The sequence below is a fragment of the Terrabacter sp. NPDC080008 genome (assembly GCF_040702505.1).
GTDB lineage: Bacteria > Actinomycetota > Actinomycetes > Actinomycetales > Dermatophilaceae > Terrabacter.
This window is the reverse complement of the sequence record NZ_JBFBLC010000001.1, coordinates 678,358-701,598: the sequence shown is the minus strand read 5'-3', so window position 1 is coordinate 701,598 and position 23,241 is coordinate 678,358. Positions and strand designations below refer to the sequence as shown.

Sequence of the window (23,241 nt, the reverse complement as noted above, 5' to 3'; positions counted from 1 at the left end):
GCGTCATCGCGCCGTCGTGATCGAGTCGTCGACGATGCCGGCGGCTCGCCTCTTCTCCAGGCGCTCGCGCTGCGGCTCGACGGTGTACTTCGGGTCGATGGCCGAGACCATGCCGGCCTCGAAGACGCCGAAGCGGGTGCACACCGAGGCAGCCATCAGGGCCGCCCCGCTGAGCGCAGCGGCGACGCGGTTGTGCCCGAGCGTGACCGCACCGAGCGCGCCGGCGACGGTCAGGGCACGGCTGGTCTTGAGCAGGCGGCCCGCCTTGCCGGTCTTCAACGGCTCGGACAGCAGCGGCCCGAGCTTCTCCTGCATCCGCTCGAACATCACCAGCTCGGACACGGCGCTGGCCGCGGCGAGCTTGCGGGCCGGGCCGTTCTGGCTGGCGGGCACCGTCACGAGCGCCATCCCCGCCGCGGCGAGGTTGGCCGAGCTGACGAAGACGAACGGCAGCTCGCGGTAGGACTCGTGCCAGGTGGGCGTGGCGGTGTCGGCCAGCAGCACCGCCGTGTATGCGGCGAGCGGGGGCGCGAAGAACGCCGAGCCGACGGTGACGGTCGGGTCGACGACGTTGAGCGCCTTGCTGGCGAGCGTGACCGCCGTTCCGGCCGATCCGCTCGAGCCGCCGCGCTTGTCGAGCATCGGGCGCGCGATCTCCGAGACCAGGGCGGCCCCGGAGAAGGTGCCGAAGAAGGTGAGGATCCACGAGCCGACGGACATGGGCGAGGTCAGCTTGACCGTGCGCATCATGTTGAGTGCGCGGCTCGGACGGCCGAGGTCCTTCGCGAGCGCGCCGCCACCGAGGGCGGCGGCGGCCACGGCGGTGATGCGCCCCGCGCGACGCAGCTTCGGCAGCCCGAGGGCGGCGCCGCCGGCCGCCAGCAGCGCGGAGCCGCCGGCGAGTCCGCCGAGGAAGAGGTATGCCGCCACCTCCTTCTCCCACGGAGCCGGCTTGACGATGTGGCGACCGTAGTAGCTGTCGAAGGTGACGTCGGGCACCATCATCGACTCGTCCCGGCGGCGACGCTTGCCGCCGTTCTGGGACGGTTCGCCGCCGCGGCCGCGACGACGCGGGAACTCGGGGGGTCGGTCGGCGTCGAAGGGGTTGGTCGTCACTTGCGCCTCCCGATGAACGACGCGGCGGCCACCGCGAGCATCGTCAGGCCCGCGAAGCCGGCCTTCTTGAACATGTCGGGCAGGTCGGCCGTGGTGACCTTGGGGTCCGGCGGCAGGCCGTAGACCTCCGGCTCGTCGAGGAGCAGGAAGGTCGAGCCGGTGCCGCCGACGCCGTCGCGGTCGTCGACGCCGTAGAGCCGCGCCTCGGTGTAGCCGAGCTCGTGCAGCTCGGCCACCCGCTTGCGAGCGATGTCGTGCAGCTCGTCGAGGTCGCCGAACTTGATGGACGTAGTGGGGCAGGCCTGGGCGCACGCCGGCGTCTGCCCGGCGCCGAGCCGGTCGTAGCAGAGCGTGCACTTCTGGGCGATGCCGACGTTCTTGACCTCGCCGTTGCTCGAGGCGTACGACGGCGGGTTGGCGTGCCGACCCGTGTCGCCGCCGTTCCTGGACGGAGAACCGGTCTCGGTGCCCGCACCCTTGATGGTGATGCCGTGCGACTGGTGGCCCTTCTCGTGGCCCTCGTCACCGCGACGGCGCTCGATGACCCCGAAGGGGCAGGCGGCCACGCAGTAGCCGCAGCCGTTGCAGACGTCGTCCTGCACGACGACCGTGCCGAACTCGGTGCGGAAGAGCGACCCCGTCGGGCACACGTCGAGACAGGCGGCGTGGGTGCAGTGCTTGCAGACGTCGGAGGACATCAGCCACCGCACGTCGGGCAGCGTGGTGTCGGAGGGACCCGGGCCGGCGGCCGCACCCTGGCGGACCTCGCCGGGCGCCGTCAGGGTCGCGGTGGCGGCTCCCCCGGCCCCGCCGGCGAGCGCGGGCTCGTTGCCCGAGCGCACCGACGGCATACCGAGGGAGACGAGCTTGCGGCCGGACTCGCGGGCCTGCTCGATGCGCTCGCTCGACTGCTCGACGAAGGCGACGTGACGCCAGGTGCTGGCACCCAGCGCCCCGGTGTTGTCGTACGACTGGTTCAGCAGGTCGAGGCCGTCCTCGGGGATGCCGTTCCACTCCTTGCAGGCCACCTCACAGGCCTTGCAGCCGATGCAGATGGAGGTGTCCGTGAAGAAGCCCTTGCGTGGCTCGTGCCGGTCCCACGCGGCGTCGGCCGCCGGATTGGTGGGTCCAGAGAGCTGGTTGCGCCAGAAGCCCATCAGCTCTTCCCTCCTCTCGTGTCCGGGACCGACTCAGGGTGTCCGGTGCGCAGCTCGTTGCTCGTCATGACGGTCGTGCCGGCGCGCGACTGGTACTCGGAGACGAGCCGCAGCAGCGCCTCCCCCGTGGGTCGTCGTCCGGGGACGATGTCGCACGAGCCGGCCTTGCTCTCCTGGATCTGGACGTTGGGGTCGAGGGCGACACCGAGCAGGTCGTTGGCGGCATCGCCGCTGACGACCGCGTCGCTGCCGACGCCCCAGTGGTAGGGCAGTCCGACCTGGTGGATGGTGCGGCCCTGGATGGTCAGCGGCGTCATCCGCTCGGTCACCATGACGCGCGCCTCGATGGCCGCACGTCCGGAGATGATCGTGGCCCACCCGCCGTTCTCGAGACCCCGCTCCTGCGCGAGCTCCGGGGAGACCTCGCAGAAGAACTCGGGCTGCAGCTCGGACAGGTAGGGAAGCCACCGGCTCATCCCGCCGGCCGTGTGGTGCTCGGTGAGGCGGTAGGTGGTGAAGACGTACGGGTAGACGTCGGAGCCCGGCGCGCCACCGGACGGCGCCCACAGGTTGTCCTTGCGCGGGAAGACCTTGCGAGCCGGGTTGGACTGCTGCGTGTACAGCGGGTTCCTGACCGGCGACTCCTGCGGCTCGTAGTGCGTCGGCAGCGGCCCGTCGAGCATGCCCTTCGGCGTGAAGAGCCAGCCCTTGCCGTCGGCCATCATGACGAACGGGTCGTCACCGGCGAGGCCCTCGGGACCGCCGGTGCCGGGCTCGGGCCGGTAGTTCGGCGCCTTGTCGGGGACGAAGTCGGGCACGTCCTTGCCGGTCCACTTGCCCTCGTCGGCGTCCCACCAGATGTACGCCTTGCGCTCGCTCCAGGGCTTGCCGTCGGGGTCGGCGGACGCGCGGTTGTAGAGGATGCGGCGGTTGGCCGGCCAGGCCCAGCCCCAGTCGAGGGCGGTGAGGTCCTGCTCGCGTCCCGGCTTGCGGGCGGCCGCGTGGTTGGTGCCGCCCGCGTAGACGCCGGTGTAGATCCAGCACCCGCCGTCGGTCGACCCGTCGGCCTTCATCTCCGTGTAGGCCGAGAGCAGCTGGCCGGCCTTGTCACCGGTGAGGTGACGGCCGTTGATCTCGGCCAGCACCGACTCGGCCTCGATCTCGCCGTGCTCGTCCGTGCGGTAGTTCCAGTTGAGGTCGAGCAGCGGGCGGTCCCGCTCGTCGGTGGAGTCGGCGAGCAGCTCACGGACGCGGAGACCGAGCTCGTAGAAGAACTGCAGCTCGCTCTGGCAGTCGCCCGGCGGCTCGACCGCCTTGTGGTGCCACTGCAGCATCCGCTGCGTCTGCGTGAACGACCCGCTCTTCTCGGTGTGCGCGGCCGCCGGGAGGAAGAACACCTCGGTCTCGATGTCCTCGGTCTTGAGCTCGCCGGAGGCGATCTCGGGACCGTCCTTCCAGAAGGTGGCCGACTCGATCATGTTGAAGTCGCGCACGACCAGCCACTTGAGGTGGGCCATCGCCTGGCGCTGCAGGCGGCCGTGGGCCGAGCCGACGGCAGGGTTCTGGCCGAGGAGGAAGTAGCCCTCGACCTGGTCGTCGAGCATCGCCATGAGGGTCTGGTAGGTGCCGTGGGCGCCGGTCAGCTTCGGGATGTAGTCGAAGCACCAGTTGTTCTCGGCGGTCGCCGCCTTGCCCCAGTACGCCTTGAGGAGGCTGACGGCATACGTGTCGGCGTTGGCCCAGAAGCCCTTCTGCTCCTTGTTGGCGATCGCGCTGAGGTAGTCGTCCCACGTGTCGTGCAGGCCGACGACCGGCATGGCGAGGTAGCCGGGAAGGATGTTGTAGAGCGTCGGGATGTCGGTGGAGCCCTGGATGCTGGCGTGGCCGCGCAGCGCCATGATGCCGCCGCCGGGACGGCCCATGTTGCCCAGGAGCAGCTGCACGATCGCCGCCGTGCGGATGAACTGGGCGCCGAGCGTGTGCTGGGTCCAGCCCACGGCGTAGACGAACGCCGTGGTGCGGTCGCGGCCGCTGTTCTCGGTCACCGACTTCGCGAGGTAGTGGAAGTCGTCGACGCTGATGCCACAGGTCTCGGCGACCATCTCGGGGGTGTAGCGCGAGTAGTGGCGCTTCAGCACCTGGAAGACGGTGCGCGGGTCCTGCAGGGTCTCGTCACGCGCGACCTTGCTGTGCTCGAGGGCGGGACCACCTGAGCCGTGCTCGTCGCCGGCCGATCGGGCCGAGGCGGACTGCCCGTGCTCGTGGCCGGCCGCAGGACCGCCGATGGTCAGCGAGTCGTCGTCGCCCTCGGCGCTGGCGTAGGCCCACGTCTCCTGGGAGTAGTTCCCCTTGTCGTCGTCGTAGCCCGAGAAGAGGCCGTCGAGGTCCTCGGTGTCCTTGAAGTCCTTGCTGACGAGCGTCGCCGCGTTGGTGTAGGCGACGACGTACTCCTTGAAGTACAGCTCGTTGTCGAGGATGTACTTGATGAGGGCGCCGAGCAGCACGACGTCGCTGCCCGCACGGATCGGGATGTGCTTGTCAGAGGTCGCCGACGTACGCGTGAAGCGCGGGTCGACGTGGATCACCCGGGCGCCCTTGAGGCGAGCCTCCGTCACCCACTGGTAGCCCACGGGGTGGCACTCGGCCATGTTGGAGCCCTGGATGACGATGCAGTCCGAGTTGGACAGGTCTTGCAGGTACTGGGTCGCGCCACCGCGCCCGAACGAGGACCCCAGACTGGGGACCGTGGAGCTGTGTCAAATACGGGCTTGGTTCTCGATCTGTACGGCGCCGGCTGCGGTGAACAGCTTCTTGATGAGGTAGTTCTCCTCGTTGTCGAGCGTCGCGCCGCCGAGCGAGGCGATGCCCATGGTGCGGCGCAGCGGCCGCCCCTGGTCGTCGGTGTCCTGCCAGGTGCGGCGGCGGGACTCGACGAAGCGCTGGGCGACCATCTCGACCGCCTCCGAGAGCTCGATGGGCTCCCACTCGGTGCCGCCGGGCCGCCGGTAGAGCGCCTTGCGCTGGCGCCCGGGGTTGTTGACGAGCTGCTCGCTCGCCGAGCCCTTGGGGCAGAGGCGTCCGCGCGAGATCGGAGAGTCGGGGTCGCCCTCGATCTGGACGACGTGGCCGTCCTTGACGAAGACGCGCTGGCCGCAGCCGACCGCGCAGTAGGGGCACACGCTCTGCACCACCTTGTCGGCCGTCTTGGTGCGCGGCGCGAGCCCACGGGTGCGCTCCGACGTGACGGCCGGGCCGCGACCCAGGAAGTCGCCGGAGCGGACCTGCCGGACGACCGGCCAGGACAGGAACGTCTTCTTCGGATCCACCGTGTGCACCTCTCGGCTCTGCGGACGACATCTGTCCGCCGGTCACTGCAGGGAACGCCACGAGGCGCGCCACCCACGGCATACCCACTTGCACGCCGGAAGGCACCAACCCCGCGGACACCTAGAATCTCATCCAGATGAGCACAGAACCACCCCTGAGCGGGCCGCGACGCGCGGCGACGCGGGCCACCACCCTGGCGCGCCGCATGGTGGCCGTCGGTCCCCACCGCGGCGCCCACCGCGTCGCCCTGCGGGCGGGGGTCTCGGTCCTCGTCCCGCTGCTCGTCCTCGTCCTGATGGGCCGCGTGGAGTGGACGGCGTACGCCGCGTTCGGCGCCTTCACCTCGCTCTACGGCCGCAACCACTCGCGCGCCGAGCGGGCCGGCATGCAGGCGGTCGCCGGCGGGTTCCTCACCCTCGCCGTGGTCCTCGGCGTCCTGGTGTCACTGGCCCCCGACTCGCGCTGGGTCGTGGTGCCGGTCGGCGCGCTGCTCGCGGCGGCCGGCTCACTGACCTCGGACGCGTACGGCTGGCATCCGCCCGGTCCCCTCTTCCTCGTCTTCGGCTTCGCGGTCTGCGCCATGGTGCCCGCCACGCCGGTGACCGTCCCGCTCGCGGCGGCGATCGCCGCCCTGAGCGCGGCCTTCTCGCTCCTCGTCGCGCACGTCGGCGTCCTGCTCGAGCCCGGCTCGTGGTCCCCGCCGGTGCTGCCCGGCTCCCCGGTTCCGCGATGCGCTCGCCCCGCACGGCGCCGTCGCCCACCTCGTGCGCCACGTGGTCGCGCTCTCGGTCGCCGGCGGGATCGCCACCGCCCTGGGCTGGCAGCACCCCTACTGGGCGATGGTGGCTGCCGTCGTCGTGCTCTCCGGGCCCGACCTGCTCTCACGCCTGACCCGCGGCGTGCAGCGCGTCGTCGGCACCCTCCTGGGCCTCGGGGTGGCGGCGGTGATCCTGTCCTGGCACCCCGAGCCCGTCACCGCGGTCCTGCTCATCGTCGTGCTCCAGGTCGTCACGGAGCTGTTCGTCGGGCGCAACTACGCGATCGCGCTGCTCTTCATCACCCCGCTGGCGCTGCTCATGGGTCAGCTCGCCCACCCCTCGCCGATCGGCCCCCTGCTGCGCGACCGCCTGCTCGAGACCGTGCTCGGCGCCGTGGTCGGAGCCGTGGTCCTGCTGGTCCCCCTCAGGACCTACGGGCGGAAGCCCGGCAGCGTCTGACCGAGCCAGGTGAGCGACGTCCGGATGAAGGGCAGGAAGATCGCCACCCGGTGACCGCCCGTCTTGAGCAGCACCGACGTCACCGACATCGGCGGCCGCGCGTAGCGCAGGACCTCTGCCGTCGTCGGGTAGGAGAGCGAGTCTGAACGGCTGGCCATCACCCACATCGCGATGGGCGGCGGGTCGGCACGGACGATGCGGACGAGGTCGTAGCCGCGGGCTGCCGCCGACCCGGCGGTGATCGGGTCGTAGGCGCGGGAGAAGTCGGGTCGGAAGTAGCCCTCGAGCACGATGGACCCGGCGAAGACGTCGGGATGGCGGATGCCGAGCATCGCCGCGCACCAGCCGCCGAACGAGAAGCCCATCGCAGCCCACGAGGTGCGGGCCGTCTGCACGGCGAAGTGGGTCACCGTCCAGGTCGGGACGTCGTGGGCGAGCCACGTCTCGTCCTTGGGGCCGGCAGCGGTCGGCGCGTCGACGCACTCGGTGTCGAGCGAGCTGGGGCTGTTGATCTGCGGGATGACCACGACGGAGGGCGCCATCTGGTGCGTGGCCACGAGGGCGTCGAGCGTCTGGTCGATGTGCAGACCGGTGAAGTAGCCCTCCGGGTGCCCGGGCAGGCCGTGCAGCGCCATGATCACGGGGTACTTCTTCGCCGCCTTCGGGTCGTAGCCGGGCGGGAGGTAGACGAGCACCTCCGCCGTCACGTGGCTGCGCGCCCCCGTCACCATGTAGCGCTGGATGCGCTGGCCCGGCTGCGGCAGCGGCGGCAGAACCGGGGGCACCTGCACGGGTCCCAGACCCGGCCCCTTCACCTTGGCCTCGACCGCCTGGCGCGCGGTGCCGCCGACGTGGGCGGCCGACACGGACGCCCCGGACCCGAGGAGATCGCTCCAGCTGACGTAGAAGAGGTACTGGTCGTTGAGCGCCGCACCGGCGAAGAGCAGGACGGTGAGAGTGAGGACGAGCGCCTCGGAACCCCGACTCACCCCCCCGAGCCAGCGGCGCCGGGTTCGGGGGTATCCGAGGACGAGCAGGACGAAGGCGACCACCGCCACCACTCCCAGCACGACCAGCAGCCAGCCGCTCGTCAGCTCCATGGCCCCTCCTCGCCCCCGTGTGCCGTGTGTGCCCTGTGTGCCGCTGCACCGTCCTGCGGTGCCGGGCTCGCACCGGCCACCTCGGGCGCACCCGCGCCCGTCCTCCCGACGGTAGCCACGCCCGCTGTGGGATCGCTGGTCACTTGCTGGGAGCCGACCGCACGCTTGCCGTGCGTTCGTCGAACGGCCCGGCGCGACGGCATACTCGCGTGGTGACGAAGAACCTCACCGAGCGCATCCCGCGGGACCCTGATCCCGACGGCCTCTTCGAGGTCTTCACCGAGTGGACCACGGAGCGGGGGCTCACGCTCTACCCGCACCAGGAGGAGGCCTTCCTCGAGATCCTGAGCGGCAGCAACCTCATCCTGTCGACCCCGACCGGGTCGGGGAAGTCCCTCGTCGCAACCGCTGCGCACCTGACCGCCCTCGCCGACGACCGCGTCAGCTTCTACACGGCGCCCATCAAGGCCCTGGTCTCCGAGAAGTTCTTCGCCCTCTGCGAGCAGTTCGGCGCCGACAACGTCGGCATGGTCACGGGCGACGCGTCGGTCAACGCCGACGCCCCGATCATCTGCTGCACCGCCGAGATCCTCGCCAACCTCGCACTGCGCGAGGGCAGCTCGGCCGACGTGGGTCTCGTCGTCATGGACGAGTTCCACTTCTACTCCGAGCCCGACCGAGGCTGGGCGTGGCAGGTGCCGATCCTCGAGCTGCCGCAGGCGCAGTTCGTCCTCATGTCGGCCACGCTCGGGGACGTCACGATGTTCCGCGACGACCTGACCCGGCGCACCGGCCGATCCACCGCCGTCATCACCGGTACCGAGCGCCCCGTCCCCCTCGAGTTCTCGTATGCCGTCACCCCCCTCCACGAGACCATCGAGGAGCTGCTCGAGAAGGACCGCGCCCCCGTCTACGTCGTCCACTTCACGCAGGCGGCCGCACTCGAGCGCGCCCAGAGCCTCATGGGCGTCAAGATCACGACCCGCGAGGAGCGCGAGGCGATCGCCGAGCGCATCGGCAGCTTCCGCTTCGGCGCCGGGTTCGGGCGCACCCTCTCGCGCCTCGTGCGGCACGGCATCGGCGTGCACCACGCGGGGATGCTGCCGAAGTACCGCCGCCTCGTCGAGCAGCTGGCCCAGGACGGGCTGCTCAAGGTCATCTGCGGCACCGACACCCTCGGGGTGGGCATCAACGTGCCGATCCGCACGGTGCTGCTCACCGGCCTGACGAAGTTCGACGGCACGAAGCAGCGCACGCTCAAGGCGCGCGAGTTCCACCAGATCGTCGGCCGCGCCGGTCGCGCGGGGTACGACGCGCGCGGCTGGGTCGTGGCCCAGGCGCCCGAGCACGTCATCGAGAATCTCCGGGCCGTCGAGAAGGCCGGCGACGACCCGAAGAAGCAGCGCAAGGTCCAGCGCAAGAAGGCGCCCGACGGCTTCGTCAACTGGTCCGAGGAGACCTTCGAGCGGCTCATCGCCGCCGAGCCCGAGCCGCTGCAGCCGCGCCTGCGCGTCTCGCACTCGATGCTCGTCAACCTGCTCGCGCGGGAGGGCAATCCGGTCGCCCACGCGATGCGGCTGCTGTCCGACAACCACCACGAGGCCAAGGACCAGCGGCGGCTGCAGCGGCACGCCCTCGTGCTCGCCAAGGAGCTGCTCACCTCGGGCGTCGTGGAGCGGCTGCCCACGGCGGAGGCCTCGGGTCGCCGCCACGCCCTGACCATCGACCTGCAGCGCGACTTCGCCCTCAACCAGCCGCTCGCCCCCTTCGCCCTCGCCGTCATGGACACCCTCGACCCCGAGTCCGACACCTACGCCCGTGACCTCGTCTCGGTCATCGAGGCGATCCTCGAGGACCCGCGGCAGGTGCTGTGGGCCCAGGAGTTCAAGGCCCGCGGCGAGGCCGTCGCAGCGATGAAGCTCGACGGCGTCGAGTACGAGGAGCGGATGGAGCGGCTCGAGGAGGTCACCTGGCCCAAGCCGCTCGCCGACCTGCTCGAGGTGACGCTCACCGCCTACCGGCAGACCCACCCGTGGATCTCGCAGGACGCGCTCTCGCCGAAGTCGGTGGTGCGCGAGATGTACGAGCGCGGCATGACGTTCAACGAGTTCGTCTCGTACTACGGCCTGTCCAGGTCGGAGGGGCTCGTGCTGCGCTACCTCACCGACGCCTACCGGGCCCTGCGCCACACCATCCCCGAGAGCCACCGCACCGAGGAGCTCGAGGACGTCATCGAGTGGCTCGGCGAGCTCGTGCGCCAGACCGACTCGAGCCTGCTCGACGAGTGGGAGGACCTCGTCAACCCGTCGGAGGCGCTGGCGTCGCAGGCCGACGTCGCGCCCCCGGCTCGGCCCATCACCGCCAACGAGCGCGCCTTCACCGTCATGGTCCGCAACGCGATGTTCCACCGGGTCGAGCTCGCCTCCCGCGACCAGTGGGAGGCGCTCGGCGAGCTCGAGGCCCGCGTCGCCGAGCTCACCGACCCGCCGCAGAAGGTGCTCATGGACGCCGACGCGTGGAACGAGGCGCTTGGCGCCTACTACGACGACCACGACTCCATCGCCACCGACCAGGAGGCCCGCTCCCCCGCGCTGCTGCAGGCCGAGCGCACGCCGACCGAGTGGCGGCTGCGCCAGGTCGTGATCGACCCCGACGGCGACCGCGACTGGGGCATCACGGCCGTCGTCGACCTGCCGGCGAGCGACGAGGTCGGCGCGGCCGTCCTCACCGTGACCGGCTTCGAGCGGCTGGGCGGCTGACCGTGGGACTGCGCGAGACGGCATACGACCACGACGGCGTCCTCGTCGAGCCGACGGGCGGCGGCAACGGCACCGGGGTGCTCGTCCTGTCCGGGTCGAGCGGGCGGGTCGAGCGCGAGCGCGCCCGGCTGCTGGCGTCCGCGGGTGTCACGGCCGCGCTGACCTACCGCTGGTTCGGCGGTGCGGGCCAGCCGGCCGGCATCTGGGAGTACCCCCTCGAGTCCTTCGCGCCGGCCGTGGCGTCGCTCGCCGAGCGCTGCGACCGGGTCGTGCTCATAGGGGTGTCCAAGACCGCCGAGGCGTTCCTGCTGTATGCCGCCGACGACCCGTCCGTCGACGCCGTCGTCGCGCTCGCGCCCAGTCACGTGGCGTGGGCCAACGTCGGTCCCGGCCCGGACGGGCAGCTCCGTCCGCAGCACTCGTCATGGTCGCGCGGCGGCGAGCCGGTGCCGTTCGTGCCCTACGACGACGACGCGGAGCCCGTCGGGGACCCACCGGCATACGCCCCCGTCTACGCGCAGTCGCTGCGCACGCACGCCGACCGGGTCGCAGCGGCGACGATTCCGGCGGAGCGCTTCTTCGGCGACGTGCTGCTCGTCGCGGGCGGCGACGACCAGGTCTGGCCCTCGCTTGAGTTTGCGCGCGCCGTCGAGTCCCGGCGACGGGCGCTCGACCTGCCGACGACCGTCGTGACGCACGAGGCCGCCGGCCACCGCGTCGTGCTGCCCGGCGAGACGGTCGCCGCGGGCGGGCAGCGGATGGCGCGCGGCGGCACCGAGGCGGCGGACCGGGCACTCGGCGAGCTGGCCTGGCCGCACCTCCGACGGGTGCTCGAGCTGCCGTAGCCGCGGGTATGTTGCGCAATGGCCGTTTCGGCACCCCCTCACCCGACAGGATGGCCTCCATGAACACGACCGACCTGATGGCGGCCTCGCGCCGCGCCGGCGACCACCCGGCCCTCGAGACCGCCGCCCGGGTGGGCTACGCCGTCAACGGCGTGCTCCACGTCGTCATCGGCATCATCGCCCTGCGGCTCGCCTTCGGCTCCAAGGGCACGAGCGCCGACCAGTCCGGCGCCCTCGGCTCGATGGCCGACAACGGTCTGGGCATGCTGCTGCTCTGGGTCGCGGTCGTGGCCTGGCTCGGCCTGGCCCTCTGGCAGGTGACCGAGGCGATCTCCGGCGGCTGGGAGGTCAGCGACCGGGTCAAGGCCGGCTCGAAGGCGGTCGTCTACCTCGTGCTGTCGTGGACGGCGTTCAAGTTCGCGAGCGGCCACGGCTCGTCGAGCAAGAGCCAGTCGACCGACTTCACCGCCACCCTGATGAAGCAGCCGGCCGGCCAGTGGCTCGTCGGGATCGTCGGCCTCGTCGTCGTGGGCGTCGGCGTCTACCACGTCGTCAAGGGCTGGAAGAAGAAGTTCATCACCGACCTCGAGAGCTATCCGGGGAAGTGGATCGTCAAGGCCGGCCGGGTGGGCTACATCGCCAAGGGCATCGCCCTCGTCATCGTCGGCGGCCTCTTCGTCCTGGCCGCCGTGCGCCACAAGCCGAGCGAGGCGCGCGGCCTCGATGGGGCTCTGCACAACCTCCTCGGCGCGCCGGGCGGCGAGGTGCTGCTCGCGCTCGTCGCGATCGGCCTGATCGCGTTCGGCGTCTACAGCTTCGGCCGCGCCCGGCACGCCGACGTGTGACGGCCCCCCGTCAGCTGGTGACGGCCTGGGGCGCCGGGGCGGTCGCTCGCTGCTGGCCGACCTTGCGGCGCAGGTAGTTCCACGCCAGCACCGCACAGACGATGCCGTTGACCATGCCGACAAGGATGTCGAGCAGGTGGTGCATGCCGCGGTAGAGGCGGGCGTAGCCGACGAGCAGCGGCACGATCACGCAGACCGTGGTGACGAGCCGGCGCAGCCACACCGTCTCGATGCGCTGGGCCATCAGCGCGAAGGTCAGGTAGAGCGCCGTCGAGGCGCCCATGTGCCCACTCGGGTAGCTCGAGGTGGGCGGCGCCGGGTCGAGGTGCTTGACCGTCGGGCGCGGACGATCGGCGATGGCGGTGGCGGCCACGAAGACGCTCGCCTGGATGGCGATCGCGATCGCCGGCACGACGGCATACCACCACTCCTTCGTGCGCCACCACACGAGCGCCACGACCACGACGCAGACGCCGATGACGATCTCGGTGTTGCCGATGTGCGACCACACCATCGTCACCGAGTCCATGAAGGCGGTGCGGCCCGAGGCGACCGACTTGCTGAGGTTGTTCTCGGCGGGCAGGCCACCGAAGGGTCCCATGATGAGGAAGCCGACCCCCACGATGGCGGCGAAGAGCACCAGCGCCGGCGCGATGGCCCGCAGGGCCGCGTCACGCAGGGCGGAGCCCACCCCCGGCCGGGAGGAGTCGATCTCGTAACGGTGCACGAAGGAGGGGTTCACGTGGTGCCTTTCGATGACTCGGGCCCGACCTTGCCCTCCGGCGGAGGGGAGTCGTCAGGGCCGGGGTTCCACCCGAGGTAGCCGAGGTAGGATGCGGTGGCGAGGCCGGTCCCGAAGAGGATCCCCCCGACGACGTCCGAGGGGAAGTGCACGCCGAGGTAGACGCGGTCGAGGCTCGTCACGACGACGTAGACGGCCATGACGGCCACGAGCACGCGGCGCCACGTGGTCGACAGAAGCGGCCAGAGGAAGATCGTCATGGTGGTCGCGATGGCAGCTGCGCACGCGACGTGCCCGGAGGGGAAGCTGTAGCCGGGGGCGCGGTCGACCGGGTCGGTGACGATCGGCCTGGCCCGCTGGACGATCTGCTTGATGTCGAGCTGGAGGTTCCACGAGACCATCAGCGTGACGAACGCCCAGAGGCAGCGCGTCGCGAGCTCGCGGTGGCGGCGCCACACGACGAGGCAGACCACCGAGGAGACGATGTAGAGCCGCCACGGCTGGGTCAGCTCCTGCCAGAAGAGCAGGAAGGACTTCAAGCCGGGGTTGGCGCGGGTGAGGTCGGTCGCGGCGACGATGATGCGCTGGTCGAGGTCGATGACGGGCGAGAACTTCTCGCGGACCACGAAGGCGAGCGCCGTCAGGGGCACCGCGAAGACGAGGCCGTAGCCGACGCTCTTGAGGAGCCGGCGGGCCCGGCCGGGTTGCCGGCCGGGTTGCCGGTCGGGGCTGTCGGGGCGGTCGGGGCTGTCGGGGCGGTCGGGGCTGCCGGCGCCGCCGGCCGGCTGTCCGGTGCGCCCCACGGCAGCGCCCCTCTCACCCAACGCGGACCACCAGAGACCCCGGCAGCACCCGGATGTCGAGCGCCCGGTGCTGCCCCACGGGGTCGCCGTCGATCTCGGCCTCGACGGGGTGGCGGGCGAGGATCGTGAGGTCAGGTGCGACGAGGCGGTCGAGGCGCTGGTGCCCGGCGTGGTGACGCGTGACGACGTCGGCGGCGACGGAGAGCCAGCCGAGGCCGCCGCGCGGCGCGAGGACGACCGCGTCGAGCTGACCGTCGTCGACGCGCGCCTCGGGCATCAGCTCGACACCGCCCTGAAGCGTGCCGCAGTTGCCGACGATGACGCCCCGCGCGGTACGGGTGACGGACTGGTGCGGGGCGCCGATGACGCCTTCGCCTCCGCCAGACCTCACCTCCACAGGGAAGCCGCGGCCCGACAGCTTCTTGGCCGCGGCCGCGATGTAGGCGACCCAGCCGACCTTCTCCTTGAGCTTCTCGTCGGTGTCGGCCATGATTTCGCCGTCGAGGCCCAGCCCCGTCATGACGAGGAAGATCTCCTCGTCGTCGTGGACCCTCGGCGGGCTCTCCTTCGTGGCGTGGCTCGACTCCGGCTCGGGGAGGTCGTCGCAGAGCTTGACGACGCCGACGTCGATGCGACGGTCGCTGCCCTGCACCACCGTGCGCACGGCGTCGTCGAGTCGGCCGACCGGCAGGTCGAGGTTGCGGGCGAGCAGGTTGCCGGTGCCGCCCGGCAGCAGCCCGAGGGCGACGTCCGTGCCGACGAGGGCCGACGCGACGGCGCGGACGGTGCCGTCACCGCCGAGCGAGGCGACGACGTCGGCGCCGGCCTCGACAGCCTCTCGGGCCTGCTTCTCACCGGTCTCCTCGGCGGTGGTCTCGATCCACCTCGCATCGTCCCAGCCGTTCTCCTGGCAGGCCTTGGCGACGATCGCCTTGGTGGCCTCGAGGTCGTCCACCCGCAGGGGGTTGTAGACGACCGCGAGCGATCGGCGAGCGCGAGGACTGTCGGTCATGTGCGGATCCTAGGGCTCGTGGCGTGAGGGAGGCGGCCGTCGAGCTCGACCATGCCCGGACATACCCGCAGACGCCTGTCAGCCGAACCCCAGCGCTTCCCCGGCGCAAGTCCAGTCTGCGCGCCCTCGCCGGCTGTAGCGTGCGCTGGTGCACCTCATTCGCCGCCGCCTGGCCGTCGCCGCCGTCCTGGGGGTCCTCGCAGGTCTCTTCGTGCCACTGGGCGCGGCCCACTCGCTGCTGACCCACGCCCTCGCCGGCTTCGTCGTCGGTGGGCTCGTCTTCGCCGTGCCGCTGCTCGTGCACATCTGGCGGCAGGATGCGGCGTCCACGCAGGAGCGTGTGCGCGGACGCGACGGCGACGCGGCGTGGTACGACATCGTCATCATCGTCGTCGGGCTCGCGAGCCTGGCGGGTGTCGGCATCCTGCTGGTCGGCAGCCAGTCGAAGGGGACGACCCAGGTCGTGGAGGCCCTTGTCGGGGTCCTCGTCGTCGCCGTCGGGTGGGTCTGCGTCCACACCGTCTACGTCCTACGCTACGCGCGGCTCTACTACGCCGAGGTCGAGGGCGGCCGCCTTTCCCCCATCGACTTCAACATGGCCGAGGACCCCGCCTTCAGCGACTTCGCCTACTTCTCGTTCAACCTCGGCATGGCCTACCAGGTGTCCGACACCGCGGTCCGCTCGCCCCAGGTGCGCAAGGTCATCCTCAAGCACTGCCTGCTGGCCTACCTCTACGGCACCATCGTCATCGCGTCGACGATCAACCTGGTCGCCGGCATCGGCGGCAAGGGCGGCGGCTGAGCCGTCGCGGCGATCCGCGTCGCCTACTCGAGCCCGAGCCGCGCCTTCTCGTCCTTGACCCACAGGGCGATGAGGCCGCCGAAGTGCGCCATGAACTTGTCGCGCTCGTGCGCCGGGTACGTGGTGACGACCGTCGACCGCAGCAGGTTGGTGAAGGCGTCGGACTGCACCCACTCGAGCACCGCCGCGTCGAGGTGGGGCAGGTGCCGCTCGCACCACGGCCAGTAGTCGGCCGTCTCGAAGTACTCGTCGGCGATCGCGAGGTACGCCTCGAGCTTCTCCTCGTCGGTCAGGTCGTCGCGGTCGGCGACGTCGAAGTAGCGGCGCATCTCGAGGTCCATCGGGCCCTTGCGGCCGGTGACGAGGCAGTATGCGGACCAGCGCACGAGCGCCTTGATGGCCCACGGGAAGTAGTAGTGCAGCGAGGTGACCGCGACGTCGGGGCACGCGTTGGCGTAGTCGATCGGGTAGACGTCGTCGCCCTTGACGAGCATCTCGCAGGAGTTGAACTCCCAGCCGAACATCGCGTTGACGATGCGGCTGATCGCGGCGGCCTGGCGCCCGGCGGACGGTGTCAGGAAGTCGTAGCTGACGGCATACCGGTTGTGCATGGGCTGCTCGGGGCGGAAGTCCATGACCATGGTCTCGGGGCCGATCGAGAGGGCCCGGGCGAAGTGGTCGTACTCGACGGTGGCCTGCAGGTGCATGAGCATCTCGCCGGATTCGTCGTAGGCCTTGACGAGGTCGCGCTCGTCGTCGATGCGCGAGACGCCGCGCCAGCCGCCGCCGTCGAACGGCTTCATGTACATCGGGTAGCCGAGCTCGTTGGCGATGGCCTTGAGGTCGAAGGGGCGGTTGTACTTCGCGCTCGTGTAGGCCCAGCGCACGTTGTCGACGGGGTTCTTGTAGGGCACGAGCCAGGTCTCGGGGACCTTGAGCCCGAGGCGCATCAGCGCGACGTAGGCGCTGTGCTTCTCCATCGACTGGAAGGTGAAGGGACTGTTGAGCAGGTACGTGTCGTTCATCAGCGCGGCCTTCTTGAGCCACTCGCGCGGGTGGTAGTACCAGTAGGCGAGGCGGTCGATGACGAGCTCGGTGCGCACCGGCTGGCGCAGGTCGAACGGCTCGATCGTCAGGCGCTCGCTGGTGAGGTGGTGGGTGACACCGTCGTCCGTGGTGATGGGCCCGACGAGCCCGAGCAGCGCCTCGAACGCGGTGGGCCAGTCCTCCTCGGCGCCGAGCAGGAGCCCTACCAGGTGCGTCCTCGTCGAGGTCGTGGGCGCGGGCGAGGTGGTGGCGGCGGACGAGTCCGGCAGCTCCTGCTGCCAGGCGGTGTCGGTCATCGTGCTGCTCCTGCCGTCGGGGGTGGGGTGCTCGACAGCGATCCTTGCAGCAAGAGGGGTCCCTGTCGCGGCTCAGCGCTCGCGCCGGTCGAGGGCGTCGAACAGGTGCGGGTCGAAGGCGGAGTGCCACGAGGGCCAGTCGTGGCCGCCGGGGAGCTCGGCGAGCGCGACGTCGTGGCCACTGCGCCGGAGGGTCTGGGACATCTGCCGGTTGTTCGTGAGGTTGCCCTCCCCGGTGCCACACGTCATGACGATGCGGGCGTCGGTGCGACGACGACGGACCCGACGGACGCTGGACACGAACGCCGTCACGCGGTCCCAGAACTCGAAGTCCTCCTCGTCGTCGACGCGCTTGCGGAAGAACGACCCCGACTGCAGGAACAGCGCCCCGAAGGTCCCCGGGTGCAGCCACTCGGCCTGGAGGGACGCGAGCGCTCCGAGGCTCGCTCCCATGAGGGTCGGCTTCCCGTCGATTGCGTATGCCGTGAGCACCCTGGGGAGGACGTGCTGGGTGAGCGCTTCGGCCCAGTCGGGGTTGGCGGCATAGCGCTCGTTGCGGGGGCCGGGCTCGAGCAGGACGACCCGGGTCGGCGGCACCTCTGCCTCGCCGGTTGCGGTGCGCAGCGTCGAGACGAGGTGGGCGCGCCGGGAGTACTCAGGGCCGTCGTGTGCGACGAGCAGCGGGAGCGGGTCGGAGCGGCGCGTGCCCACGGGCGCGTCGACGGCAAGGTGCACGTCGCCGACCGGGGTGTCGCTGACCGCCATCCTCGTCCGAGCCATGGCCCGACCCTAGGTGGCGGCTCCGACGACGACGCTCGACCCTCGGAACTGAGACGTCACCAGCCAGGGGATCGTGGGGGGTCGCATCGCATGGTTTCCATTGCGGCTCAAAACGATTCATTGTCCACAATCCCGCCGAACCCCTTCCTTTCTGTTCGAACACATGTTCTAATAGATATGTCAGCGAGAGGAGGACGCCGTGCCGTACACCGCCCCACCACTCACGTCCTCCGCTGCCCTCCCGGAGACCATCCGGCTGGAGCGGAGCTCGGACCCGGAGGAGCTCCGCCTGGCGGCCGAGGCCGCGGTGCGCCTCGTCACGGAGCAAACGGAGCAAACGGAGCAAGCCAAGGCGGAGGCGGCCGAGGCGCTGGAGGGACTCGCGAGGGCCGGGGAGCGGGTGCTGTCGGACATCGAGGAGCTCGAGGCAGCCAAGGCCCGGCTCGAGTCCGACCTGCTCTGCGCCTACGCGGCGCTGCACACCATCGAGGAGCAGCAGGTCGCCGCGCTGCCTGCCAGCTCCGCGGCGCGCGTGACGGGGAAGGTGGCGATCGGACGAATCGTCGGTGAGGAGATCGCGCTGGCGACCGGTGTGGGCGTAGGAGAGGTGGCTCGCCGGCTCTCACTCGCCACCAGTCCGCGTCGACACCGCACGATCCTGACCGCACTGCGAGCCGGGGCGACGTCGCTGCACCGGGCCCTGCTGGTGGCGTCCGAGACCGCAGCACTCTCCGACGCCGACGTGGCGATCGTGGAGGAGTCCGTGCTCACCCCGCCCCATGATGGCGATGCGGTGCCGCAGCGGGCCTTCGTGACGCGGCTTCGGCGAGCCGTCGCCTCCGTGGACCCCCGGGGCTCGGACGAACGGCGCGCGCAGGCGCGGTCGCGGCGAGGGGTGTTCGGCCGGCTGACCGCCGACGGCATGGGCTGCCTGACGCTGGTCACCGACGCCGACGCCATCGCCGCCGTCATGGACCGCCTCGACACCCAGGCGCGCACGGCGCGAGGTGCGGGAGACCCGCGCACCTTCGATCAGCTCCGTTGCGATCTCGCGACCGAAGCGCTCCTCCAGAGACACCTCGACGCCCACGCACCGAGCTCGGGCGCGTCCGAGCCGGCCGGGGCTGACCAACGACCGGAGCCCAGCGAGGAACCTGAGCCTTCGACGGATGTTGTCCCCGTGACGGGCCGGCCAGCCGGCCTGGTGTGGCTCATCGTTCCGTTCGAGGTGGCGACCGGTGCCTCCGATGCCGCGTGCGAGCTGCCCGGGCACGGGTGGATCACCGCTGCGCACGCCCGCGAGATCATGACCCGGCCCGGATCGGCCTGGCGCATGCTGCCGGTCGACGCCGACACCGGGCAGGCACTCTCCCGCCCGACGAAGGCCTACCGGCCGACCCGAGCGATGGTCGAGCACGTGCAGGCCGTCGACGGTGTCTGCCGCGGCCCCGGCTGCGAGGTCCTCGCCAGCCGCTGCGACCTCGACCATGAGACGCCCTGGCCGGCAGGTGAGACGGCAGTGGGCAACCTCTTCACCAAGCACCGTATGCACCACAACCTCAAGACCAACGGCACCTGGAAGTCCCGACCCGTCGACGACGACGGGCTGGAATGGACGACCCTCGGCGGCCGCACCTACGTCACCCGCCCCAAGGACTGGCGCGAAGGCCTGGCGCCGCCGCTCGAGCCGGCCACCCCCCGCCAGGAAGCCCCACCGCAGCCGGACCGGCCGGCCCCCGACGACCCACCCCCCTTCTGACCCTCGCCCCCTCCACGTCGAGTGGGCACTTTGCGTCACGAGCCCCGAACGCCGCCCCTCCACGTCGAGTGGGCACCTTGCGTCACGAGGCCCGACGCCGCCCCTCCACATCGTGTGGGCACCTTGCGTCACGAGGCCCGACGCCGCCCTTCCACATCGAGTGGGCACCTTGCGTCACAAGCCCCGACGCCGCCCCTCCACATCGAGTAGGCCCCTTGCGTCACAAGCCCCGACGCCGCCCCTCCACATCGAGTAGGCCCCTTGCGTCACAAGCCCCGACGCCGCCCCTCCACATCGAGTAGGCCCTTTGCGTCACAGGTCCCGACGCCGCCCTTCCACGTCGAGTGGGCACTTTGCGTCACGGAGTTTGACGCGAAGTGCCCACTCGACTGATGCGAAGTGCCCGCTCAACGTCGTCGTTCGGCGCCCTCCGGCCATCCACACCCTCGGGCCCCAACCAGGACCCCGCTCACAGGGTCGGGCAGCGCCGCCCCACCTCCTGTCCCAGCTCGCCCCCGCCTTCCACGTCCAGTGGGCACTTTGCGTCACGGGTCTGACGCAAAGTGCCCACTCGACTTGGTGGTCGGTCGGCGGCCTGTGGCTGTCCACACCCTCGGGCGCGACCACTGGCCGTCCACAGGGGCTCACCGCGCCGCGCGCTGCATGCCGGGCGGATGACAGCATGGCAACTCACATCATGAGGAGGCCGAATGGGCAAGGCGAGTCGCAGTCGGCGGCACGGAGCGCAGGCGCGGGCAGGTCGCGCACCCGCCGGGTCGGCCTTCGGTGGCACCCCTCGCAGCGCTTCCACAGCGGCATCCGGCGACCGCGGGCACGATTCGCAGCCCCAGTACGACCCGTCCACAGACAGACAGGCGCGCGTCGTCCTCAGGGACCTGCTCGGCCAGGCCTACGCCGCGCTCGACCGGGCCGACGTGCACCGGCTCGACGACGTCGTCGCAGCCGTGGCCGCGATGTGTGCGGCACCCGACACGCACCGGATCGTCGTGCTGTCGCTGCTCGACTCCCTCACCTGTGCCGCGACGGAGGCGTGGGAGGCCGGCTGGCAGCCCGCCGACGTCCACCGCCTGGTCGGCCGCCGGCTCGGCGCGCCGGAGCAGGAGATCGTCGTCCGGGTCATGGCCGACGAGCTCGCACAGTACGCGCGTGCCACCATCGACCGCCGCTGGCTGGCCCAGCTGGAGGAGCTCGACGGCGGCTCACCGCCCCCACGCTCGGTCGCCTGGCTCGACGCCCTTCGCGCCGCGGGCACGGACTGGTTCACCCTCGTCTCGCGGTCCGTCACCGTGCTGCACCTGCTCTCCCGGCTGCCCCGGCTCGAGGTGCTGACACCGCTGCCGGGTCAGGCACTGCCTGACTCCGGGTCGGCCCACGCCCGCCCCGAGCACGCCGCACCCCCTGCCGACGAGCGCATCCTCAGTCGCGTCCGCATGCTGCTGGCCAAGGCCGAGTCCACGACTTTCGAGGCCGAGGCGGAGACCTTCACGGCCGGCGCCCAGTCCCTCATGGCACGCCACAGCATCGACGCGGCCCTGCTCGCCCGCGACTCCGCCGACCGCTCCGGCGGCGCTGGTCCCCAAGGCCGTCGCATCGGCATCGACAACCCCTACGAGGGCCCGAAGGCCGTGCTGCTCCAGGCCGTCGCCTCCGCCAACCGGTGCCGCATGGTCTGGTCACGTGAGCTCGGCTTCGCCACGGTGGTCGGTTTCGAGGCCGACCTCGAGGCGGTCGACCTCCTCTTCACCTCGCTCCTCGTGCAGGCGACCCGCACCCTCGCGGCCGCCGGTTCACGCACCGACCGACACGGCGGAAGCCGCACTCGGTCGTTCCGGCAGTCGTTCCTCTCGGCCTTCGCCGACCGCATCGGGGAGCGGCTGCACGAGGCGACGACCCACGAGGAGGAGGCCGCCGTGGCCGACGGCACGACCGGACGTGAGCTGGTGCCGCTCCTCGCCGCCCGCGCCGAGCAGGTCGACGAGCAGCTGGGCACCTGGTTCCCGGAGGTGCGCCAGGCCCGGGTGACCGCGGCCCGGGACGCCGAGGGCTGGCACCACGGCCGATCGGCCGCCGACCGCGCCCAGCTCGGCGCGTCCCCGCGGTTGAGGGCCTAGGCCCCCTGGACTCCCTCGACCTCCAGCGAAGCCGCAGCGCCGACCGAGGTGCCCTCGCCACGGACGACGGCGAGGAAGACCGCCGCCACCAGCGCGGTGAGGCCGCAGATCGCCCACACCGTCAGGTAGCCCGACAGGGACGCGTGCGCCGTCGCCTCGGCGTCGACGGTGCCGGTCGAGGCGAGGGCGATCGCGAAGACGCTCGAGGCGAAGGCGCCGCCGATCGTCTTCGTCGTGTTCGTCATCCCGGTCGTCAGGCCGGTGTGCGTCGGCGGTGCCTGGGCCGCGGCGGCTGCCGGCAACCCGGCGACGAGCGCCCCCGACCCGAGGCCGGCGACCACCATGTTGGTCAGCGTCTGGACGAGCGTGTCGTGGAAGGGCAGGAAGAGCAGGTAGCCGACGGCGACCAGCAGCGCGGCCACCACCATCGCCGGACGCGTCCCCACCCGTTCGGCGAGCAGGTGGAGCAGCAGTGCCCCGACCGCGAGCGACAGCACGTAGCCGCCGATGATGAACGACACCCGGGCCGCCGAGGCCCCGAGGCCGTAGCCCGTCACGGTCGGGTCGGTCCGGGCGAAGGTCGACAGCGGGATCTGCGCGCCGAGCACCGAGACCCCGAAGAGGAAGGCCGTCGCCTGCACCGGCCACTGCCCCCGTGCCTTCAGCACGCGCAGGTCGACGAGCGGCTCGTGGTGCGCCAGTTCCACGCGGGCGAACGGCACGAACGCCACCGCCCCCGCCACGAGCACCACCCACGGCCAAGGGCTGGCCGGCCCCTGCACCCGCAGCATGACGAGCCCGGCCATGACCAGCCCGAGGGCGAGGGTGACGAGCTGGAAGCCGCGCCAGTCGACCGTCCCCGTGGCGAGCGCCGGCGTCTCCTCGACCCCGAACCAGATGGCGAGCAGCGCCAGCGTCACCACGACGGCCGGCAGCGCGAGCAGCGCCGTCATGCCGAGCGTCTCGGCGAGTGCGCCGCTGGTCAGCGCACCGGCGATGACCCCGAGTTCGAGCCCGGCGACGAGCAGCCCGGCGGCGCCGCGCACCCGGCGCTCCGCGCCACCGGTGCGGCGGTGGATGATCGCCACCTCCATCGGCAGCCACACGACGTAGAAGCCCTGCACCGCCCACGCGACCAGGAACACGCCGAAGCTCGGCGCGAAGGCGACACCCCACGACGCCGCCGCCGTGACGACCGTCGAGAGCAGCAGCACCCTGCGGTGCCCGATGAGGTCACCGAGCCGGGCCAGCAGCGGCACGACGAGCGCCGACACGATGAGCTGCGCCGCCTCGAACCAGTTGACGTCGGCGTCCTTGATCGACAGGTGCCGGGCGATGTCGCTGAAGAGCGGCGTGTAGTAGCCCTGGAGCACCCCGCTGGCGAGCTCGACGCAGACGAGGAAGCCCACCACCTTCGCGAGCGGGGTGCGAGCCAGCGCGCGTGCGGCGTCGGCCAGGGCCGTGCTGTCGGTCATGGGATCCCGTTCTCGTGCAGTCGGATC

General features: G+C 71.4%; 17 protein-coding genes. 7 read left to right on the top strand and 10 right to left on the bottom strand.

Annotated features, from left to right (window positions below; all coding sequences use genetic code 11):
* Nucleotides 1–3: 3 nt before the first annotated feature.
* The 3 genes from nrfD to fdh are packed head-to-tail and all read right to left on the bottom strand — an operon-like array spanning nt 4 to nt 5,599.
* The gene (gene nrfD / locus AB0316_RS03300; RefSeq protein WP_366270429.1) at nt 4–1,116 is read right to left on the bottom strand and encodes an NrfD/PsrC family molybdoenzyme membrane anchor subunit; all 1,113 of its coding nucleotides are present in this window, start codon (nt 1,114–1,116) and stop codon (nt 4–6) included.
* Nucleotides 1,113–2,273: a 4Fe-4S dicluster domain-containing protein gene (locus AB0316_RS03295; RefSeq protein WP_366270428.1), complete on the bottom strand. Its 1,161-nt coding sequence runs from the start codon at nt 2,271–2,273 to the stop codon at nt 1,113–1,115. The genes nrfD and AB0316_RS03295 overlap by 4 nt, the downstream gene beginning before the upstream one ends.
* Nucleotides 2,273–5,599, bottom strand: a complete 3,327-nt coding sequence (fdh, locus tag AB0316_RS03290) for a formate dehydrogenase (protein WP_366270426.1) — start codon at nt 5,597–5,599, stop codon at nt 2,273–2,275. Before fdh ends, AB0316_RS03295 begins: the two co-directional genes overlap by 1 nt.
* Before the next feature lie 774 nt (nt 5,600–6,373).
* On the opposite strand from fdh, the gene AB0316_RS03285 reads away from it, so the two are divergent.
* Nucleotides 6,374–6,817 (top strand): FUSC family protein, encoded by a 444-nt coding sequence (locus tag AB0316_RS03285; RefSeq protein ID WP_366270424.1) that lies wholly within the window; start codon nt 6,374–6,376, stop codon nt 6,815–6,817.
* On the opposite strand, the gene AB0316_RS03280 is transcribed toward AB0316_RS03285, so the two are convergent.
* The gene (locus AB0316_RS03280; protein ID WP_366270423.1) at nt 6,790–7,917 is read right to left on the bottom strand and encodes an alpha/beta hydrolase-fold protein; all 1,128 of its coding nucleotides are present in this window, start codon (nt 7,915–7,917) and stop codon (nt 6,790–6,792) included. The genes AB0316_RS03285 and AB0316_RS03280 overlap by 28 nt on opposite strands.
* A gap of 209 nt (nt 7,918–8,126) precedes the next feature.
* On the opposite strand from AB0316_RS03280, the gene AB0316_RS03275 reads away from it, so the two are divergent.
* The 3 genes from AB0316_RS03275 to AB0316_RS03265 are packed head-to-tail and all read left to right on the top strand — an operon-like array spanning nt 8,127 to nt 12,366.
* Entirely contained in the window at nt 8,127–10,676 is a 2,550-nt protein-coding gene (locus AB0316_RS03275; protein WP_366270421.1) for a DUF3516 domain-containing protein, read from the top strand.
* Nucleotides 10,677–10,678: 2 nt separating this feature from the next.
* A complete protein-coding gene (locus AB0316_RS03270; RefSeq protein ID WP_366270420.1) occupies nt 10,679–11,521 on the top strand; it encodes an acyl-CoA thioester hydrolase/BAAT C-terminal domain-containing protein in 843 nt (280 codons plus the stop codon).
* Nucleotides 11,522–11,580: 59 nt separating this feature from the next.
* Nucleotides 11,581–12,366, top strand: a complete 786-nt coding sequence (locus AB0316_RS03265) for a DUF1206 domain-containing protein (protein WP_366270418.1) — start codon at nt 11,581–11,583, stop codon at nt 12,364–12,366.
* Nucleotides 12,367–12,376: 10 nt separating this feature from the next.
* Here AB0316_RS03265 and AB0316_RS03260 read toward each other — a convergent pair whose 3' ends face one another.
* The 3 genes from AB0316_RS03260 to AB0316_RS03250 are packed head-to-tail and all read right to left on the bottom strand — an operon-like array spanning nt 12,377 to nt 14,923.
* Complete coding sequence (locus AB0316_RS03260; protein ID WP_366270417.1) at nt 12,377–13,108, bottom strand: phosphatase PAP2 family protein; 732 nt, start codon at nt 13,106–13,108, stop codon at nt 12,377–12,379.
* Nucleotides 13,105–13,911, bottom strand: a complete 807-nt coding sequence (locus AB0316_RS03255; RefSeq protein ID WP_366270416.1) for a phosphatase PAP2 family protein — start codon at nt 13,909–13,911, stop codon at nt 13,105–13,107. Before AB0316_RS03255 ends, AB0316_RS03260 begins: the two co-directional genes overlap by 4 nt.
* A gap of 13 nt (nt 13,912–13,924) precedes the next feature.
* Entirely contained in the window at nt 13,925–14,923 is a 999-nt protein-coding gene (locus AB0316_RS03250; RefSeq protein ID WP_366270415.1) for a diacylglycerol kinase family protein, read from the bottom strand.
* Nucleotides 14,924–15,071: 148 nt separating this feature from the next.
* Here AB0316_RS03250 and AB0316_RS03245 point away from each other — a divergent pair, with 148 nt between their 5' ends.
* Nucleotides 15,072–15,725 (top strand): DUF1345 domain-containing protein, encoded by a 654-nt coding sequence (locus tag AB0316_RS03245; RefSeq protein WP_366270414.1) that lies wholly within the window; start codon nt 15,072–15,074, stop codon nt 15,723–15,725.
* A 23-nt stretch (nt 15,726–15,748) separates the two neighbouring features.
* Here AB0316_RS03245 and AB0316_RS03240 read toward each other — a convergent pair whose 3' ends face one another.
* Nucleotides 15,749–17,068, bottom strand: coding sequence for a hypothetical protein (locus AB0316_RS03240; RefSeq protein ID WP_366270412.1), 1,320 nt, complete (start codon nt 17,066–17,068; stop codon nt 15,749–15,751).
* 72 nt (nt 17,069–17,140) lie between these two features.
* Nucleotides 17,141–17,848 carry an alpha/beta hydrolase-fold protein gene (locus AB0316_RS03235; RefSeq protein WP_366270410.1) on the bottom strand — a complete coding sequence of 236 codons (708 nt, stop codon included), beginning with the start codon at nt 17,846–17,848 and terminating at the stop codon, nt 17,141–17,143.
* A 199-nt stretch (nt 17,849–18,047) separates the two neighbouring features.
* Here AB0316_RS03235 and AB0316_RS03230 point away from each other — a divergent pair, with 199 nt between their 5' ends.
* Both AB0316_RS03230 and AB0316_RS03225 read left to right on the top strand, forming a co-directional pair.
* The gene (locus AB0316_RS03230) at nt 18,048–19,607 is read left to right on the top strand and encodes an HNH endonuclease (protein ID WP_366270408.1); all 1,560 of its coding nucleotides are present in this window, start codon (nt 18,048–18,050) and stop codon (nt 19,605–19,607) included.
* Nucleotides 19,608–20,317: 710 nt separating this feature from the next.
* Nucleotides 20,318–21,739 carry a DUF2786 domain-containing protein gene (locus tag AB0316_RS03225; RefSeq protein ID WP_366270407.1) on the top strand — a complete coding sequence of 474 codons (1,422 nt, stop codon included), beginning with the start codon at nt 20,318–20,320 and terminating at the stop codon, nt 21,737–21,739.
* On the opposite strand, the gene AB0316_RS03220 is transcribed toward AB0316_RS03225, so the two are convergent.
* Nucleotides 21,736–23,214: an MFS transporter gene (locus AB0316_RS03220; RefSeq protein WP_366270406.1), complete on the bottom strand. Its 1,479-nt coding sequence runs from the start codon at nt 23,212–23,214 to the stop codon at nt 21,736–21,738. The two genes, AB0316_RS03225 and AB0316_RS03220, sit on opposite strands and share 4 nt — an antisense overlap.
* Nucleotides 23,215–23,241: the final 27 nt, after the last annotated feature.